Origin of the sequence: Paractinoplanes pyxinae (assembly GCF_026626335.1) — a bacterium.
GTDB classification, from domain to species: domain Bacteria; phylum Actinomycetota; class Actinomycetes; order Mycobacteriales; family Micromonosporaceae; genus Actinoplanes; species Actinoplanes pyxinae.
The window spans coordinates 272,029-288,564 of record NZ_JAPNTZ010000005.1; the positions used below are offsets into that span (position 1 = coordinate 272,029).

Annotated in this window: 15 protein-coding genes; 1 reads left to right on the top strand and 14 read right to left on the bottom strand. The window is 72.3% G+C overall.

Features of this window, described 5'->3' with window-relative positions; genetic code table 11:
• Positions 1-8: 8 nt before the first annotated feature.
• From OWR29_RS15595 to OWR29_RS15630, 8 genes are all read right to left on the bottom strand, one after another.
• On the bottom strand, positions 9-869 hold the full coding sequence (locus OWR29_RS15595; RefSeq protein WP_267563540.1) for a tetratricopeptide repeat protein: 861 nt from the start codon (positions 867-869) through the stop codon (positions 9-11).
• On the bottom strand, positions 866-1,297 hold the full coding sequence (locus OWR29_RS15600) for a hypothetical protein (protein WP_267563541.1): 432 nt from the start codon (positions 1,295-1,297) through the stop codon (positions 866-868). The genes OWR29_RS15595 and OWR29_RS15600 overlap by 4 nt, the downstream gene beginning before the upstream one ends.
• Positions 1,298-1,344: 47 nt before the next feature.
• On the bottom strand, positions 1,345-2,400 hold the full coding sequence (locus OWR29_RS15605) for a M48 family metalloprotease (RefSeq protein WP_267563542.1): 1,056 nt from the start codon (positions 2,398-2,400) through the stop codon (positions 1,345-1,347).
• 38 nt (positions 2,401-2,438) lie between these two features.
• Positions 2,439-5,141, bottom strand: coding sequence for an AAA family ATPase (locus OWR29_RS15610; RefSeq protein ID WP_267563543.1), 2,703 nt, complete (start codon positions 5,139-5,141; stop codon positions 2,439-2,441).
• A 5-nt stretch (positions 5,142-5,146) separates the two neighbouring features.
• Positions 5,147-5,344, bottom strand: a complete 198-nt coding sequence (locus tag OWR29_RS15615) for a hypothetical protein (RefSeq protein WP_267563545.1) — start codon at positions 5,342-5,344, stop codon at positions 5,147-5,149.
• Between the two features lie 10 nt (positions 5,345-5,354).
• Positions 5,355-5,945 carry a TetR/AcrR family transcriptional regulator gene (locus tag OWR29_RS15620; RefSeq protein ID WP_267563546.1) on the bottom strand — a complete coding sequence of 197 codons (591 nt, stop codon included), beginning with the start codon at positions 5,943-5,945 and terminating at the stop codon, positions 5,355-5,357.
• A gap of 394 nt (positions 5,946-6,339) precedes the next feature.
• Positions 6,340-7,281, bottom strand: a complete 942-nt coding sequence (locus OWR29_RS15625; protein ID WP_267563547.1) for a sulfite exporter TauE/SafE family protein — start codon at positions 7,279-7,281, stop codon at positions 6,340-6,342.
• A 129-nt stretch (positions 7,282-7,410) separates the two neighbouring features.
• The gene (locus tag OWR29_RS15630; protein WP_267563548.1) at positions 7,411-8,517 is read right to left on the bottom strand and encodes an FAD-dependent oxidoreductase; all 1,107 of its coding nucleotides are present in this window, start codon (positions 8,515-8,517) and stop codon (positions 7,411-7,413) included.
• Positions 8,518-8,589: 72 nt separating this feature from the next.
• Here OWR29_RS15630 and OWR29_RS15635 point away from each other — a divergent pair, with 72 nt between their 5' ends.
• Positions 8,590-9,345 carry a TetR/AcrR family transcriptional regulator gene (locus OWR29_RS15635; RefSeq protein WP_267563549.1) on the top strand — a complete coding sequence of 252 codons (756 nt, stop codon included), beginning with the start codon at positions 8,590-8,592 and terminating at the stop codon, positions 9,343-9,345.
• On the opposite strand, the gene OWR29_RS15640 is transcribed toward OWR29_RS15635, so the two are convergent.
• The 6 genes from OWR29_RS15640 to OWR29_RS15665 form a co-directional block, all read right to left on the bottom strand.
• On the bottom strand, positions 9,332-10,147 hold the full coding sequence (locus tag OWR29_RS15640) for a CPBP family intramembrane glutamic endopeptidase (protein WP_267563550.1): 816 nt from the start codon (positions 10,145-10,147) through the stop codon (positions 9,332-9,334). The two genes, OWR29_RS15635 and OWR29_RS15640, sit on opposite strands and share 14 nt — an antisense overlap.
• A gap of 67 nt (positions 10,148-10,214) precedes the next feature.
• Positions 10,215-11,975 carry an aa3-type cytochrome oxidase subunit I gene (gene ctaD / locus OWR29_RS15645; protein WP_267563551.1) on the bottom strand — a complete coding sequence of 587 codons (1,761 nt, stop codon included), beginning with the start codon at positions 11,973-11,975 and terminating at the stop codon, positions 10,215-10,217.
• 69 nt (positions 11,976-12,044) lie between these two features.
• Positions 12,045-12,701, bottom strand: coding sequence for a hypothetical protein (locus tag OWR29_RS15650; RefSeq protein WP_267563552.1), 657 nt, complete (start codon positions 12,699-12,701; stop codon positions 12,045-12,047).
• Positions 12,702-12,820: 119 nt separating this feature from the next.
• Positions 12,821-13,474 (bottom strand): nucleotidyltransferase domain-containing protein, encoded by a 654-nt coding sequence (locus OWR29_RS15655; RefSeq protein WP_267563553.1) that lies wholly within the window; start codon positions 13,472-13,474, stop codon positions 12,821-12,823.
• A 14-nt stretch (positions 13,475-13,488) separates the two neighbouring features.
• Positions 13,489-14,445 (bottom strand): hypothetical protein, encoded by a 957-nt coding sequence (locus OWR29_RS15660; RefSeq protein ID WP_267563554.1) that lies wholly within the window; start codon positions 14,443-14,445, stop codon positions 13,489-13,491.
• A complete protein-coding gene (locus tag OWR29_RS15665; protein WP_267563555.1) occupies positions 14,442-16,484 on the bottom strand; it encodes a response regulator in 2,043 nt (680 codons plus the stop codon). The genes OWR29_RS15660 and OWR29_RS15665 overlap by 4 nt, the downstream gene beginning before the upstream one ends.
• Positions 16,485-16,536 lie beyond the last annotated feature (52 nt).

Here is a 16,536-nt window from a genome sequence, read left to right on the forward strand (position 1 = left end):
TGATCACTTCAGCGCCAGGAACGCATGACCCATTTGCGGACCAGCGGCGGCACGACCCACGAGTACACGCAGTAGGCCAGCCAGACGAAGCCCAGCAGGCCGCCCAGCACGGGCAGGCCGATCGCGCGCAGACCGATGATCAGCGCGACCGCGACCAGCCAGGTCTTGAGGGCCCCGAACCGAAGGATCGGGCGCAGCGGCCGCATCAACGGGTGCCGGGCGACGCGCAGCTCCATCGCCGACTCGGCGAACAGCTGCTCGGTGGGGCGGGCCGCGGCGGCCTGGCGGAAGCCTTCGTACGCGGCGTCGACGTGCCCACGGGCGGCGCTCGTGCCGCCGAGCAGCGCGTGCGCCACCGGGTTCTCGGGGTGGGCGCCGACGAACTCGCGGCTGATCCGCTGCGCCTCGCGGTCGTCGCCGCGGGCGTGGGCCAGCTGGATGCGGGTCGCGTAGACCACCGGGGCCTGCGGCGCCCGGGCGGCGGCCAGATCCACCAGCTTGCCGGCCTTGTCGAGCTGTCCGGCGGCGGCGCACAGGTCGGCGTAGGCGCACAACAGGTCGACGTCCTCGGGCGCCATCGCCAGCCCGTCGAGCAGGGCGCGCTCGGCCTGCGGGTCGCGCCCGGCCTCGTGCTCGGACCGGCCCAGCCACAGCAGCAGGCCGGGGTCGGGGCCGTTGGCGGCCAGCCCGGCCCGGGCGGCGTCGCCCACCTCCGCCCAGCGGTCGAGCCGGCTGAGCGCGGCACACCGCAGCTGCATCGCGAACGAGCCGGTGACCTCGTTGGCCGGCAGCCTCGACAGCTCGGTCAGGGCCTGCTCGGGGCGGCCGGTCGCCAGCAGCGCCTGGGCGTGGTGCAGGGTCGCGTTCATCGCACCAGCACCACGATCAGCAGGGCCTCGAACAAACCGCACACGATCGCGGCCAGCAAGCCCGGGCCGATCAGGCGGGCCGGGCCGTGCCCGCGCAGGGTGGCCACGCGGAACGGGCGGCGCTGCAGGGAAAGCACGACCAGCCAGACCAGCAGGCCGCAGACGGTGCCGGCCAGCCGTACCGGGGAATTGCCCTCGGTGAAGGCGCCCACCGTGATCCGAGCGGCGACGCCGGCCACGCCGGCGCCCGCGATGGCCGCCAACTGCCCGGCCGGCAGGGCCAGCCGATGACCGTTGAGCAGGCCGAGCGTGGCCGCGGCGAGCGGGCCGCCGAAGAAGGCGGGGTAGACGATCGACTCGGGCCGCCACGGCGGCTTGCCCGGCGGCGGCTGCTCCCGGATGGTCGGGCGGAACAGGTCGTCGTGCATGTGCTTCCCCGCTCTCGTTCGCCCGGCGCTGGCCAGCGTAGCGGGCGCTATCGAACCAGCAGGGAGCGCAGTCGCGCGTACGCGAAGGGGTCGGTCGTGGCTTTCGCCGTCAGCTCGGGCAGATCGAGCCGGGAGCCGGCCGCGTCGACCAGCACGCCGGTGACCGCGGGGTGGGCCCGGATCCAGCCGGCGTCCCCGGCCAGCAGGGTGGCGTCGGCCAGCACGAGCCACGCGTGCGCCTGGAACACGGCCGTCTCCAGGTCCTCGGGCGGGCAGGCGGCCACCTCGGCCGGGCGGACGCGGATCACGTCGGCCGCCTCGCCCGGGTCGTGGGCCGGACGACCGAGCACGTGGGCGATCGCCTGCTGCAACGGACGAACCTCCCGCGCGGCGGCGCGCTGCCAGAACTTCGGCGGGACGGCGGCCAGCGTCCGCCACGGCACGCGACCGGTGGTCGAGAGCACCTGCGCCGACAGTTGCCGCTGCCGGCGCCGGCTCAGCGGCTCGAGCGGCACCGGGTCGGCCGGCGGCATCGGCCGGCCCGCGATCTCGGCGGCCACCGCGGCCAGGCTCGGGTGACGGCGGGCGACTTCCGCCGCCTCGTCGGGGTCGACCGGCTCGTCGTCGACGGCCGCCGGCCAGGCCTCGTGCAGGTCGGTGATGCGGTAGCGCAGGCCGCCGAAGCGGGTCAGCGCATCCTCCAGCATGGAGCTGTACTCGAGGAAGTCACCGTCGGCGCGGCTGAGCCGGACGAAGGCGAAGGCGGCGGCAGTGCTGACCTCGACGGGAGCGTCCCGGGCGCGCAGCCGGCGCACGAGGGCCGCGGCCACCCGGGGTGGCTGTTCGTCATCGTCGTACGGCGCCACCGCGTCCATCGCGCGCGACCAGGCCCGATAGCGGGCGTTGGCCAGCAGGCCGGGCGCGGCCGCGACGCCCGCGAGCTCGTGGGCGATGAGCACCGCCAATTCGGCCCGGTCGAGAACCCGTACGGCCGGAAAGCCGACCAGCAGCTCGGTCCCGCGCAGCGTGACCCGGGCACGCACCTGGGCATCCGGCCCGAGCGCGATCCGCTTCGGCACGGGCAGGCCGAGCCGGTCCGCCACTTCGCGGATGACCTCGTACAGGGCGGTTTGATGGAGCGTCAGAGCGCACCGGCCAGCTCGCGGCGCGACGTCACGCCCAGCTTGGCGAAGACCTTGCGCAGGTGCCATTCCACGGTGCGCGGGCTCAGGAACAGCGCCGCGCCGATCTCCGGGTTGGTGCGACCGGCCACGGCCAGCCGCGCGATCTGCGACTCCTGCGGGGTCAGCTCCTCGCGAGCGGCCGCGCCCCGCTTGCGGACGGTCTCGCCGGTCGCCGTCAGCTCGCGCCCGGCCCGTTCGGCGAAGCCCGCCGCGCCCATGCCCGCGAAGGCCTCGTACGCGATCCGCAGTTCGTTCCTCGCCTCGGCGCGCCGGTTCTCGCGGCGCAGCCACTCACCGAAAAGCAGCCGGGTGCGAGCCACCACCATGCCGAGGTGATCCGCCGGCAACACCTCGATCGCTGCGCGAAACTGCTCCTCCGTACGCGTGGCCGGCCCGGCCAGCGCGTCGGCCAGCGCCTGAGCACCCACCGCCCATTTCGTCCCGGCCGCACTCGTCCGCCGGCGCAGCTGTTCGGCGGCCTCGGCGGCTTCGCCGGTCGCGCCCGACCGCGCGGCCGCCTCGATCAGCTCGAGGACTCCCCAGTGCCAGAAGCCAAGGTCCTCGTACGCGACGGCCTGCCGGGCCGCGGCCAGCGCCTCCGGATAACGGCCGAGCCCGTTGCCGAGCACGGCCCGGGTGTGCGCGGCCAGCGCCAGCAGCCGGCCCTCCTCGCGCGTCCGGGCGTCCCGCTCGGCCGGTTCCATCACGTCGAGCGCCGGCCGCTCCGCCCCGCGGTAGGCCAGCAGGTTGAGCGACGCCGACGGCTGCGTGACCAGCCCGGTGGCCCGGCCCAGCGTCTCGGCCTCGCCGATCAGCTCGGACGCCTCGGCCAGCCGGCCCGCGATCACCAGCGCGCCCGCCCGGAACGTGAGCATCGACGGCAGCACCGAGAGCACCCCGGTGTCGCGGGCAAACGTGGCCGCCTGCCCGGTCAGCCGGTTCCAGGCCTCGTCGTCGAAGAGCTCGTGCGCGACCGGCACCCCGATCCAGATGAGCTTCAGGTGCTCGCGGGCGTCGAGCGCGGCCAAGGCCCTGGTCAGCGGCCCGACCGCGGCCTGGTAGCCGTCGAGCGTCCAGGTGATCAACCCGGCGAGCAGCAGGCCGGCCGCGTCGTCGCCGGGTTCCACCGCCCGCGCCGCCTCGGCCACCACGCGGGCGTCGTCCTCGCCCAGGCGGCCGGTGTGCAGGGCGGCGCCCAGGGCCGACAGGTACGTCTCGCGGGCAGCCGGTAGGTCGAGTTCTTCGAGGCGGCGGGCCGCGGCAACCAGGGCGCGGGCGGCGTCGCGGCCGTGGTTGAGCCAGAACGCGGCCTGGGCCCGCAGCCGCTCCACGCCGGCCTGGGCCAGCGGGTCGAGCGGGCCGATCTCGGCCGCGGCCAGCAGATCGGGCACACGGGCGGGCGAGCCGGCCAGGAAGTGGGCCTGGGCGGCGGCCAGGGCCCGGGTGGCCCGCGGCTTGGGGTCGGGGGTGAGCTCGGCGGCACGTTCGAGGAAGGCGGCGGCCGCCGACCGTCCACCCCGGCGCAGCGCCCGGCCGGCCGAGCGTTCGAGCTCGCCCGCGACCGCCTCGTCGGGACCGGCCGCGGCGTGCGCGCGATGCCAGGCGCGACGGTCGGGCTCCTGGTGCGGGTCGATGACGTCGGCCAGCGCGCGGTGCACGGTGCGCAGGGCGGCGGCCTCGGTGGACCGCCAGCTCGCCGAGCGTACGAGGGGATGCCGGAACCGGACCCGGGCGCCGAACTCGACCAGGCCGGCCGCCTCGGCCGGCGCTTCGGCGCCGGGCGGCACTCCGAGGCGTTCCAGGGCACGCCACAGCAGCGGCACGTCGCCCACCGGTTCCAGGGCGGCCGCCACCAGCAAGGTGCGCGTCTCGGGCGGCAGGTCGGCGATGCGGCGCTGGAAGCTCTGCTCGAGGCGGCTCGCCAGGGAGATCTCGCCGGGGCCGCCGAAGCCGAAGGCCAGCTCGGCCGGGGTGAGATCGCGCGGCAGCTCCAGCAGCGCGAGGGGGTTGCCGCGGGTCTCGGCCAGGATCCGGTCGAGGACGCGCTCGTCGACCGGGCCGGGCAGCGCCGACCCGAGCAGGGCGCGGGCGTCGGCGTCGGGCAGCCCGCCGACCCGCAGCTCGGGCAGGCCGGTCAGCAGCTTCTCGTCGCCCGGGGTGCGCGCGGCGAAGACCAGCGCCACCGGCTCGGCGTCGAGGCGGCGGGCCACGAACGTCAGGATCACCTCGGACATGCGGTCGAGCCACTGCGCGTCGTCGACCACGCACATCACCGGTTCACCCGCCTCGGCCGCTTCGGCCAGCAGCCTCAGCACGGCCAGGCCGACCAGAAGCGCGTCCGGCGCGTCGCCCGCGGCCAGCCCGAAGCCGACCGCGAGCGCCTGACGCTGCGGCTCGGGCAGCCGGTCGAGATGGGTCATCAGCGGCGAGCAGAGCTGCTGCAACGCCGCGTACGCGATCTCGGTCTCGGACTCGACGCCGGCCGCACGCACCACCAGCCCCGGCGCGGCCGCGCACAAGTGGTCGAGCAGCGCCGTCTTGCCCGCCCCGGCCTCGCCCCGCAGCACCAGCACCCGGCTGCGCCCGCCGCGCACCCCGGTGATCAGCCGGTCGAGTTCTTCCAGCTCACGGCGGCGCCCCCGCAGCGTCCCGATCGGCACGTCGTCTACTCCTTCGGCGCTTCCCGCGCGGTGCGCGCGGCGATCCGGGCCACCTCGTCCACGGTGAGCGCGATGATCGGCTCGTCGGGGCCGCCGGCGGCCAGTCCGCGCTCGACGTGACCCACGTAGTAGTCGGTCGCCACGCGCTGGTCGAGCGCCTCGTTGAGCGCTTCGGCGATCCGCTGGGCGAGTTCGTTCATCATGACCATCAACCTAGGCCCCGCCGCCGGTCGCGTCGTCACCGGCGAAGATCCGGTTCAGCTGGTGGTCGATCAGCTCGACGGCCCGCTCGGCGGTCAGGTGGCCGAGCAGCATCTGGCCCTGCAGGCCGGCCGCGCCCGCGAGCAGGAAGTCGGCCTCGTCGCGGCGACCCTCCGGCAGCAGCAGGGCGATCAGCTGCTCCAGCTCGGGCGGGGTGTCGCGGATGCGGTCCCGCAGGGTCCGGTCGGCCATGAAACGTACGAAATAGGCGGCCTGCACCAGCTGGCGCTGCCGGCGTCCATCGTCCAGCGGCAGCAGCTCGAGCAGCACGCTGCGCAAGATCTCGCGCGGCTCCGGGTGGGGGCCGAGCGCGGCGACGCGTTGCTGGGCCTCGGCCTCGCCGTCGCGGTTGAGCAGGTCGAGCGCGCCGAGCAGCAGGTCCTCGCGGGTGCCGAAGTAGTACTGCAGCTGGCGGGCGGGCACGCCGGCCTCGGCGGCGACCCGGCGGATCGTCGCGTCCTCGAGGCCGCCCGCCGCGGCCAGCCGCCACACGGCCGTCGCGATGTGGCGGCGCCGCTCGTCATGGTCGACCTGCCGGGGCATCGGCTCTCCGTTCTGGTACGCCCGTACCACCAAGTGTTATGGTTCAGACGTACCAGAATACGGGGAGGTAGACGTGCGAACAGCGATGCTCGTTCTCGGCATGGTGCTGCTGGTCGTGGGAGCGCAAGGCGCCGTCCGGCAGCTCGTCGACCACGACAACGCGGGTCTGCTCGGCTGACTGCCGGGCGGCTTCGGCGTTCAGCTGGCCGGCCATCTGGTGCTCACGGCGGCCGGCCTGCTGCTGGCCGGCTGGGGCAGCCGGCACCCGGCCCAGGACTTGTCCGACCGATAACGCGGGGCTGCGGCGAGGCCAGGAGGCGCCTGACGGCGATGGCCGCGCCGACCCTCGTCGACGCGGCCACCGCAAGCTCGGTCGAGCCGGCACGCGGTCCGGTCAGGCGAGTTCGGGCTCGCGGCGGTCGTCCGCGGCCGCGCGGGCGTCGGCCTCTTCCAGGATGCGGCGCTCCTCGGCGGCGTTCTTGCGGTGCTCGCGGAACGAGTAGACCAGCGCGGCCGCCCACACGGCGTAGATGACGGCGTAGATGCTGTAGCGGACGCCGTCCGACGCGTCGATCCAGTCGGAGCGCAGCAGCGTGCGGCTGTTGGTGAGGATGATGACGCCGCCCACCGCGGCCCCCAGCACGCGCGGCGGGATGTGCCGGACCAGCCAGGCGGCGATCGGCGCGGCGATCACGCCACCGATCAGCAGCGCGACCACCCAGGCGAAGTTGATGTTCTCGGTGCCCAGGCCGAACAGGAAGCCGAGGCTGGCCGCGATGGCCACCAGGAACTCGCTGGTGTCGATCGAGCCGATCGTCTTGCGCGGCTCGAGCCGGCCGCTGGCCAGGATGGCCGGGGTGCCCACCGGGCCCCAGCCGCCGCCACCGGTCGAGTCGACGAAGCCGGCCACCACGCCCAGCGGGGCCAGGAACCGCTTGCGCAGCGGCAGGCCGAGGCGGCCCTTGGGCAGGCCCATCGTGGTGAAGCGGATGAACACGTACAGGCCGAGCGCCAGCAGGATGACCGCCATCAGGGGCGCCGCGGTCTCGGTGGAGAGCCCGGACAGGAACGTCGCGCCCGCGAACGCGCCGACCGCGCCCGGCACACCGATCTTGAGGACGACCTTCCAGTCGACGTTGCCGAACTTCCAGTGCGACAGGCCGGAGACGAGCGTGGTGCCGATCTCGGCCAGGTGCACGGTGGCCGAGGCGGCGGCCGGGTTCGTGCCGATGGCCAGCAGCAGCGTGGTCGACGTGACGCCGTACGCCATGCCGAGGCTGCCATCGACAAGTTGCGCTCCGAGGCCGACGAGGGCCAGGAGGATCAGCTTTCTCATGGTCGCTCCAGTCCAGGCGCATGTGGGGGACGAATGTGGGGTGCGCCTATCGTGCCTACCATTTCGATAGGAAAACGTGCAAGAGCATCCCATCCTGTCGACCCGGCGCCGTCACCGGGGTGCCTCTCACTATTCGGCGGTGGTGCCGTTCAGCAGCCCGGCCAGGCCGTGCGGGGCGCCGGCGCCGAAGATGAGGTCGATCGTCTCGTGGGCGGCGACGGCCTCGGCCTCGCTGCGGTCGAACATCACCTTCTCGTACGCGGCCAGGGCGGCCTCGACGTCGTCGGGGTGGGCGGCCAGCGCCTCCCCCAGCTCGGCGCCGTCGAGCATGGCCAGGTTCGCCCCCTCGCCGCCGGGAACCGTCACGTGGGCCGCGTCGCCCAGCAGCGTGACGCCAGCCGTCCGGGGCCAGCGGTGCCCGTTGGGCAGCGCGAAGATGCTGCGCAGAACAGGCTCGGTGTCGGCCTCGGTGATCAGCGAGACCAGACCGGGCGCCCATCCCGCGAACTCGGCCGCGATCCGCTCCTTCGCGACGCCACCCTCGGTGAACCACTCGAGCGGACGGCTGAGAACCACGTACGTGTGGATGACGTCGCCCGCCTCGCGGTGCGCCAGGAATCCCTGGCCGGGGATCAGGGCGTACATCGCGCCGTTCCCGACCAGCCGGGCCGCCTCGGCGTGGCGCGCGTCGACGTCGTGCGAGTACAGGTCGATGTAGCTCAGTCCGGCGTACGCCGGCTTCGCACCGGAGACCAGCGGCCGCACCTTCGACCAGGTTCCGTCCGCCCCGACCAGCACGTCGGAGACGGCCGTCGTACCGTCCGCGAACGTCAGCTCGTGACGGCCCCCGCCGAGCGGCTTCGCCGAGAGCAGCTTCTTGCCCCATTGCACGGTCCCGGCCGGCAGCGACTCGAGCAGGATGCGCCGAATATCGCCGCGCAGCGCCTCCGGACGCGCCATCGAGCCGTCGTCAGCAAGCTCGGCCAGCACGGCGCCCTGCTGGTCGACGACCTTCTGGGCGCCGCCGCCGACGTGGATGATCGAGCGGTACTCCTCGGTGAGCCCGGCGATCTGCAGCGCCCGCTGCCCGTTGTGTTCGTGCAGGTCGAGTTGCCCGCCCTGGGTGCGAGCGGCGGCCGAGGCCTCGGCGTCGTAGACGGTTACGGCGATGCCGCGCAGATGCAGTACCCGGGCCAGAGTGAGGCCGCCGAGCCCGGCCCCGATGATCGTGATCATGCGTCCTCCACCAGTCGTTTGGACCACTGGTCCAGTATTGGACCGGCGGTCCAAGTCTGTCAAGATGGAGGCATGACACCCAGGCGAAGCGACGCGCTGTCCCGTGAGCGGATAGTCGAGGCGACCATCCAGATCCTCGACAGCGAGGGCGAGAGCGCCCTGACCGTCCGCGCGGTGACGGCCCGCCTGTCGACCGGGCGGGGCGCCATCTATCACCACGTCACGAACAAGGACGACCTGCTGGCCGCGGCCGCCGACGGTGTCATCGGCCCGGTGCTGGCGGGGACGGCCGGCGACGACGACCCGAGGCGGGCGATCCGGGCCCTGACGCTGGGGATCTTCGAGGCGATCGACGGGCATCCGTGGGTGGGCGCCCAGCTCAATCGCGATCCGATGCAAATCGCCGTACTGGATATCTGGAAGAACCTCGGCGGCCGGCTGCATGCACTCGGCCTGAGCGGGAAGGCCCTGACCGACGCGGGCGCGGCGCTGGTCAACTATGTGCTCGGCGCGGCCGCCCAGCACGCGGCGGGCGCCCGGCGCGCCGCCGACGACGCGGCCCGCCAGGACTACCTCGATCGCCTCGCGCACGAGTGGGCGCAGCAGGACGCCGACCCGCTCGTGCAGGAGTCGGCGTCATTGCTGCGCGACCATGACGACCGCGCCCAGTTCCTGGCCGGGGTGGACATCTTCCTGGCCGGCATCGCGTCTGACTCAGCCGGCATCGCGTCTGACTCAGCCGGCATCGCGTCTGACTCAGCCGGCATCGCGTCTAAGTCAGCCGGCATCGGGTCTAAGTCAGCCGGCATCGGGTCTAAGTCAGGCTGACCTCGTTCCGGACGGCCGGGCGGCGCGCCCATCGGCCGAGCGACTGCACGACCAGCACACCGAGCGCCAGGGGGATCAGTCCGAGCACGAGGTCCTGCAGCAGGGCGAGGTCGTCGACGACGAAGCGGTTCCAGTTCGGGCCGGCGATCTGCTCGCAGGACTGGAAGGCCAGGTGAAACCCGATCGGCACCCACAGCGTGTCGGTCACCGCGCGCAGCCAGCCCTGGACGACGGCGAATCCGAAGAAAATCACGATCCGTTCGACGCTGCCCGCGGCGCCCACCAGCACTCCGAACAGAGCGAACAGCAGCGCCTGCACGAACACGACCGCCCATGTCGGCAGCACGGCGGCCAAATTCCGGAAGATGTAGCCGCGGAAAATGAATTCCTCGGGCAGCGCCTCGTACAGAAAGACCAGCACGACCAGCGTCAGCACCGAAAGCACCAGGTCACCGATCGAGCCGTCGAGGTCGATCGTCAGCCACCCGGCAATGAGGAAGATCGTGAGCGCGGCCGCCGCCGGAATCAGATAGCCCACCGAGCCGGCCGTCAAAAGCCTTCCCACCGTACGAGGTGAGGCCCGTCGAAGCCTCGTCCAGGGCACCCGGTTGAGGTAGCGCCAGGCCAGCACGACCAGCGGCACCGCAAGGACGGTGGCCGTCACTGCCGAGAAGACGTGCGCCCCGCGGTCGTAGTCGCTCGCACCGAAAACGGCGTCGCGAGCCCAGTGCAGGAACAGCCAGATCGCCGTCGCCGCACCGAAAACTATGCCGATCCGCACCGCCACATGTGGTCGCCCCATGCGTACGAGTGTGTGGCCGCCGACCGGCCGGGCGCTGCCGACTAAAGTCGACCCGCTCGGCCGAAAGTCAGTCCGACTTGTCCTCCTGATAGGTCGCGCCACCGGTCGATTCCGAGGTGAGCGGCCGGGCCCCACCCTCGGGCGGGCCGGCCTCGGTCTGCTCCCCCGCGGCCAGGTGCGGGAACCTGGCGTCGAAGGCGGGCCGCTCGGACCGGATGCGCGGCATCCTGTCGAAGTTGCGCAGCGGCGGCGGTGACGAGGTGGCCCATTCCAGCGAATTGCCGTGCCCCCACGGGTCGTCCGCGGTCACCAGCTGGCCCACCCGGTACGACTTCCACACGTTGTAGAGGAACGGCAGCGTCGACGCGCCCAGCACGAACGAACCGAGCGTCGAGAAGGTGTTGAGGAACGTGAAACCGTCCCCGGCCAGGTAGTCGGCGTAGCGGCGCGGCATTCCCTCGGCGCCGAGCCAGTGCTGCACCAGGAACGTGGCGTGGAAGCCGATGAAGGTCAGCCAGAAATGGATTTTGCCCAGGCGCTCGTCGAGCATGCGGCCGAACATCTTGGGGAACCAGAAATAGACGCCGGCGAACACCGCGAACACGATGGTGCCGAACAGCACGTAATGGAAATGGGCCACCACGAAGTAGCTGTCGTGCACCTGGAAGTCGATCGGCGGCGACGCCAGCAGCACGCCGGTGAGGCCGCCGAGCAGGAAGGTCACCAGGAAGCCGATCGCGAACAGCATGGGCGTCTCGAGCGAGATCTGCCCCCGCCACATCGTGCCGATCCAGACGAAGAACTTCATGCCCGTCGGCACGGCGATCAGGTAACTGAGCAGGCTGAAGAACGGCAGCAGCACCTGGCCGGTGGCGAACATGTGGTGCGCCCATACGCTCATCGACAGGGCGGCGATGAGCAGGGTGGCCGACACGAGTCCCTTGTAGCCGAAGACCGGCTTGCGGCTGAAGACCGGGATGACCTCGGTGATGATGCCGAAGAAGGGCAGCGCCACCACGTACACCTCGGGGTGGCCGAAGAACCAGAACAGGTGCTGCCACAGCATCGGCCCGCCGGTCTCGGGCGCGAAGACCTGGGCGCCGAGCGTCCGGTCGGCCGCCAGCACCAGCAGCGCGGCCGCCAGGAACGGGAAGACCAGGATGACCAGCAGGCTGGTGACCAGGATGTTCCAGGTGAAGATGGGCATCCGGAACATCGTCATGCCGGGCGCCCGCAGGGTCAGGATGGTGGTGATCATGTTGACCGCGCCGAGGATGGTGCCGAGCCCGCTGATGGCCAGGCCGACCACCCACATGTTGCCGCCGACGCCGGGCGAGTGGATCGAGTCGCTCAGGGGCGAGTACGCCGTCCAGCCGAAATCGGCCGCGCCGCCGGGCACGAAGAAGCCGCTCACGGCCAGCGTGCCGCCGAACAGGTAGAGCCAGTAGGCGAACGCATTCAGCCGTGGGAAGGCCACGTCGGGCGCGCCGATCTGCAGCGGCACGACGAAGTTGGCGAACGCGAACACGATCGGCGTCGCGAACAGCAGCAGCATGATCGTGCCGTGCATGGTGAACAGCTGGTTGTACTGCTCGGGCGACAGGAACTGCATGCCCGGCCGGGCCAGCTCGCCGCGCATCAGCATCGCCATGAGGCCGCCGAGCATGAAGAACACGAACGACGTGACCAGGTACATCAGGCCGATCTGCTTGGCGTCGGTCGTGCGGATGATGCGGGCCAGGGCGGAACCCCGCACCTGGGGCCGCACCGGCCAGGGCCGGGTGACGACCGGCTGCGGAGCGGCAGGCTTCGGTTCGACCGCGGTCATGTGACCTCCTCGGGCGTGCCGAGGCCTGACGCTACGCCTTGATTTTCAAGACCACATCCCGTACGAGTCTCAATCGACCATGAAGGACACGGTGCTCACGATGGGCGAGGTTCCGGCCGCCGCGTCGCCGGCCGCCTTCACCACGTATCGATAGGTCATCTTGCGGTTTCCCTGCGCCATTCCAGCCCAGGCGCCGCCCGTGCCGAAGGTCGGGAACGTCGAGGTCTGGTCGGTGACCCACGCGGCGCCGCTGCGGTGCTGCAGGCTGACGGTGACCTTGCCGGCGCGCTTGGGGAAGATCTGCATGGCCGCCCGCACCGCGGCGAACGACCGGTAGTGCGCGACCCCGTTGCTGACCTTGGCGTAGCCGCTCAACTTGACCACTGTCGCGCCGGCCGTGGTGAAGCGAGCCGACGCCGTGGCGGGCTTCTTGGCGAAAGTCGCCGTTGCGACGCCGTTGCCGTGCGCGGCCGGCGACCAGGTTGCCACGCCCGAGGCGTTGGTGGTCACCGTCTTGGTGAGCGTCGTGCCGCCGGCGGTGACCCGGATGGTGACCGGTGTGCGCGGCCGGCTGGCGGCCCGCACGGTGACGGTCAGGCTCTTGCCGTACGCGGAAGCGGGTTTGACCGTGACCGCGACCGGCTGCCGGACCGCCCCCGAGGCGGGCGCGACGACGCTTCCGGCGAGCACGGCGGCGGACAGGAGGGCGGTCTTCAGCTTTCTCACCGCCCCAGCATCGGTGCCCCACGTTGCACGCCCGGTTCACGCCGGTCGCCGCCCGGGTGCGGAGGCAGTCGGTGCCATCGGGCGGCCACAGCCTGCACAACACCTTCACAAGCCGGCTTCTAGGCCCGGTACCCGTCGAAGAGCGGGCCGCCCGCCCGCGCCAGGACTTCCGCGGCCAAGGTCGACGGGTCGTCGCGCGCGGCCAGCCACTGGGTGGCAAAAGCGGGGTCGAGCTCTCGCAACTCGCGCAGCAGCCACTTGCCGTTGCTGAGCCAGCGTCCGCCGAAGGCGAGGGCGGCGCGCGCCGTCTCGGTCCACAGGGCGGCGGCGATCACCTCGCGTTCGCCGGGGTCGGTGGCGTGGCTGTGGTCGTCGAGCAGGTCGGTCAGGTGGTAGCGGAGGCGGTCGCGTTCGGCCGTGGTCAGCGGGGGCGGGCCGTCGGCCAGAACTCGTGCGCAGCGGGCCACCAGCTCGCCCGGGTCGCCGAGCAGCGGGACGCCGGTGGCGAGCATGCGGTGCGTGCTGGGCTTGCGGGCGGCCAGCTCGCGGGCCATGTACTCGGCCAGACTGTCGGGGGTCTGAACGAACAACTCGACCGGCCAGCCGCGGAAGTGCAGACTCTCGCGCCCGGGCCCGTCGGCGCGCATGACCACGATGTCCAAGTCGGACCCGGCCGTACGAGATGGGCCGAGCACGCTGCCGGTGAGCAGAGCCCAAGCGGCGTCGGGAAAGCGGGCCTGCACGAGGTCGCGGGCGTCGGTCAGCGGGTCCACCCGATGATAGTGCCTCAGCGGAGCCCGAGCCGGGGGTGCGGCGGGCCGCCCAGCTGGGTGGAGATCTCGTCGACGACGGCCCAGTAGACGGCGGGGTCAATCGGCGGGCTGGAGTCGTCGTAGGACTCCCAGTCGTAGGCCGACCACTGGGCCAGCGACGTGATCAGGTCGGACCACTGCGCGCCAGTGAGGGTGGCGGGGCCGGGCAGCTGGGTGCGCAGGTCCGAGGTCGGATCGTCCTGGTTGTCGGGGTCCGCCTCGTTGATGGCGGCGTTGTCGGTGGGATAGATGCCGAAGGGCTCCAGCGCCGTACGCCATTGGTCTCGCGGGAGCGTCACGGTGTACTCGCGTTCGGGGCGCAGGCCCAGTTCGGTCAGCGCGGCGATCACGTCCGGCTCGAGGCCGCGCAGGTCGGGGGCGTCGGCGGCGACCGTGAAGGTGCACCACGGCGACCAGATGGGCAGCCGGTCGTCGTCGCCGGTGAGGCTGACCCGCCAGCGGACCGAGTCGCCGGGCGCCAGCTCGCCGGGCTTGAGCGTCAGGACAGCCCGGCCGACCGGGTCGAGGATCTTTCCGTACAGGCCGCGGTAGTCGGGGCTGTACTCGAAGACGGCGCGGGTGGGCGGCGGGCCGAGCACGACCGTGTACGCAGCCGACAGAGTTACCGGTTCCGTGGTGCCGACCGGGCCCGCCCCGCACGCCGGCTCGCCGCCCACGCGCAGGTCGGAGGGTTGCGTCGCGTACACCGACGGCAGGTAGGGCAGCAGCGGCGGGGCGTCCGGCACCGGGTAGCGGGCGTTCTCGTTCTCGTAGCGGAGGACGGCGGTCGCGCAGAACACGAGGATCCGCCGGCCGCTCTCGATCGAGTAGCCGGCCTCGCACGGGTCCGCCTCGGGTTCGGGGGCGGGCGGGACGAAGGCGGCCGCGGCCAGCAGCGCCGGCACGGCCACGACCGCCGGCCAGATCCTCAAGACCGGCGCAGCACCGACTGGACGCCGGCCAGAAGTTGGTCACGGGTGTACGGCTTGGCCACGATCATCGAGTCGGGTTCGAGGTTGTTGCCGGCCTCGTCGATCAGCGCCTCGGCGAAGCCGGACACGAACACCACCCGCAGGTCGGGGCGGCGCTGCTTGGCCACCCGGGCCAGCTGGCGGCCGTTCATGCCGGGCATGACGACGTCGGTGATCATCGCGGCGATCGGGTCGTGGTGGCGGTCGAGCAGGCTCAGCGCCTCGACCGCGTCGGCCGCGGACAGCACCCGGTAGCCGGCGCCGTCGAGGAAGCGGGCGGTGACTTCCCGCAGGTCCGCCTCGTCGTCGACCAGCAGCAGGGTTTCGCCGCCGGGTGACGGGAGTGCGTCAGTGGCGTCGGCGTGAGCGGGTGGGACAGCGGGCGCCGCTTGGACTGCCGGGTCCGACAGGGGCGGTGCGGGCTCGTCGCGTACGCCGGGAAGCCGGATCGTCGCCGTCGTGCCCTCGCCCGGAGTCGAGGCCAGCGACAGCTGGCCGCCGGCCTGACTGACGATGCCGTGGGCCGTCGAAAGCCCGAGCCCGGCCGTCCCGGTCGAGCGCTTGGTGGTGAAGAACGGCTCGAACGCGCGGGTCAGCACCTCGGCCTCCATGCCACGCCCGGTGTCGCGGACCGTCACCACCGCCTCGCCGTCGGCCGCGGCCTCGGTCGCGATGGTGATCGTGCCGCCGCCCGGCATGGCGTCGGCCGCGTTGGCCACCAGATTGACCAGCACCTGGCCGATCTGCCGGGGGTCGGCCCGCACGTCGGCCGGCCCGGGCATGAGCTGCAGGACGACTGACGCCTCGCCCGCCGAGTCGCGCAGCGTGCCGAGCATGTCCCGCAGCAGGCCGTTGATGTCGAAGGTGGCCGGCTGGGTGATGTCGCGCCGGCCGAACGCGAGCAGCTGCTGGGTGAGCGCCTTGGCCCGCTCGCCGCCCTTCACCACCTGGTCGAGGTCCGACAACAGCGAAGCGGATAGGTCATCCGGAATGGCCGTAACGGATTCGGTTATGGACTCGATAGCGAGAGAGGTGTAGCCGAGGATCGCGCCCAGGATGTTGTTGAAGTCGTGCGCGGCCCCGCCGGCCATGCGCCGCAGGCTGTCCAACCGTTCGGCATCGCGGCGCCGGGCGTCAGCCTGCCGGCGCTTGGTTTCGTCGCGCAGCCGCTCCTCGGCCTCGATCACATCGGTGACGTCGTCGACCATGAGCACGCCGCCGGCCAGTTCGGCGTCGTCGTCCTGGATGTGTCGCAGTTGCAGGCGCAGGTGCCGGACCGCCCCATCCGGATACTCCATCCGGTGGGTGAACCGGCGCTCGGCCGCGTGGCCGCGCAGCAGGTCGAGCGCGTCGCGGCGGGCCGGCGCGTCCAGGCAGGCCAGCCAGCCCCGGCCGAGCAGGCCCGAGATCGGCGTCCGCATGATCTCGGCCAGCCGGGGGTTGATGTAGTCGGCCTCGCCGTCGGCGTCGATCAGCGCGATGCCGACCGGGGACGCCACGGCCATCGCCTCGAAGCGCCGTTCCGTGTGGTGCAGCGCGCGCACCTTCTCGATCAGCTTGGCGTTCACCGCCTGCACGTGAGCCTGCGCAAAATCACCCGAGGGGACGGCGTCGATCGAGACCGGACCGCCGGCCAGCGCCGCGTCCACCGCGTCGAGCAGTTCGTGCGGGTCCTGCGAGCGCAGCACGACCTGGCTGACCCCGCACGCCTCGGCGATCGGCCGCGTCTCGGGCTCGAGGTAGTTGGCGGTGTAGAAGATCACCGGCGCCTGGGCGGCCAGCTCGTCGTCGTCGGTGCGCAGCCGGTGCACGAGCTCGAGCCCGTCGATGCCGGGCATCAGCACGTCGGAGACGACCACGTCGGGATGATGCTCGTGGGCCAGGCGGAGCGCGTCGGCGCCGTCGTGGGCCTCGATCACCTCGTGGCCGCGATACCCCAGCAGCAAACGGACGATGTCGCGGTTCGCGGCCACGTCATCCACGACCATCACCGTCGCCACCGGCGGCTCCTCATCTGCTCATGTCCGTTATAAGACTAAAGCAGGAAAGATC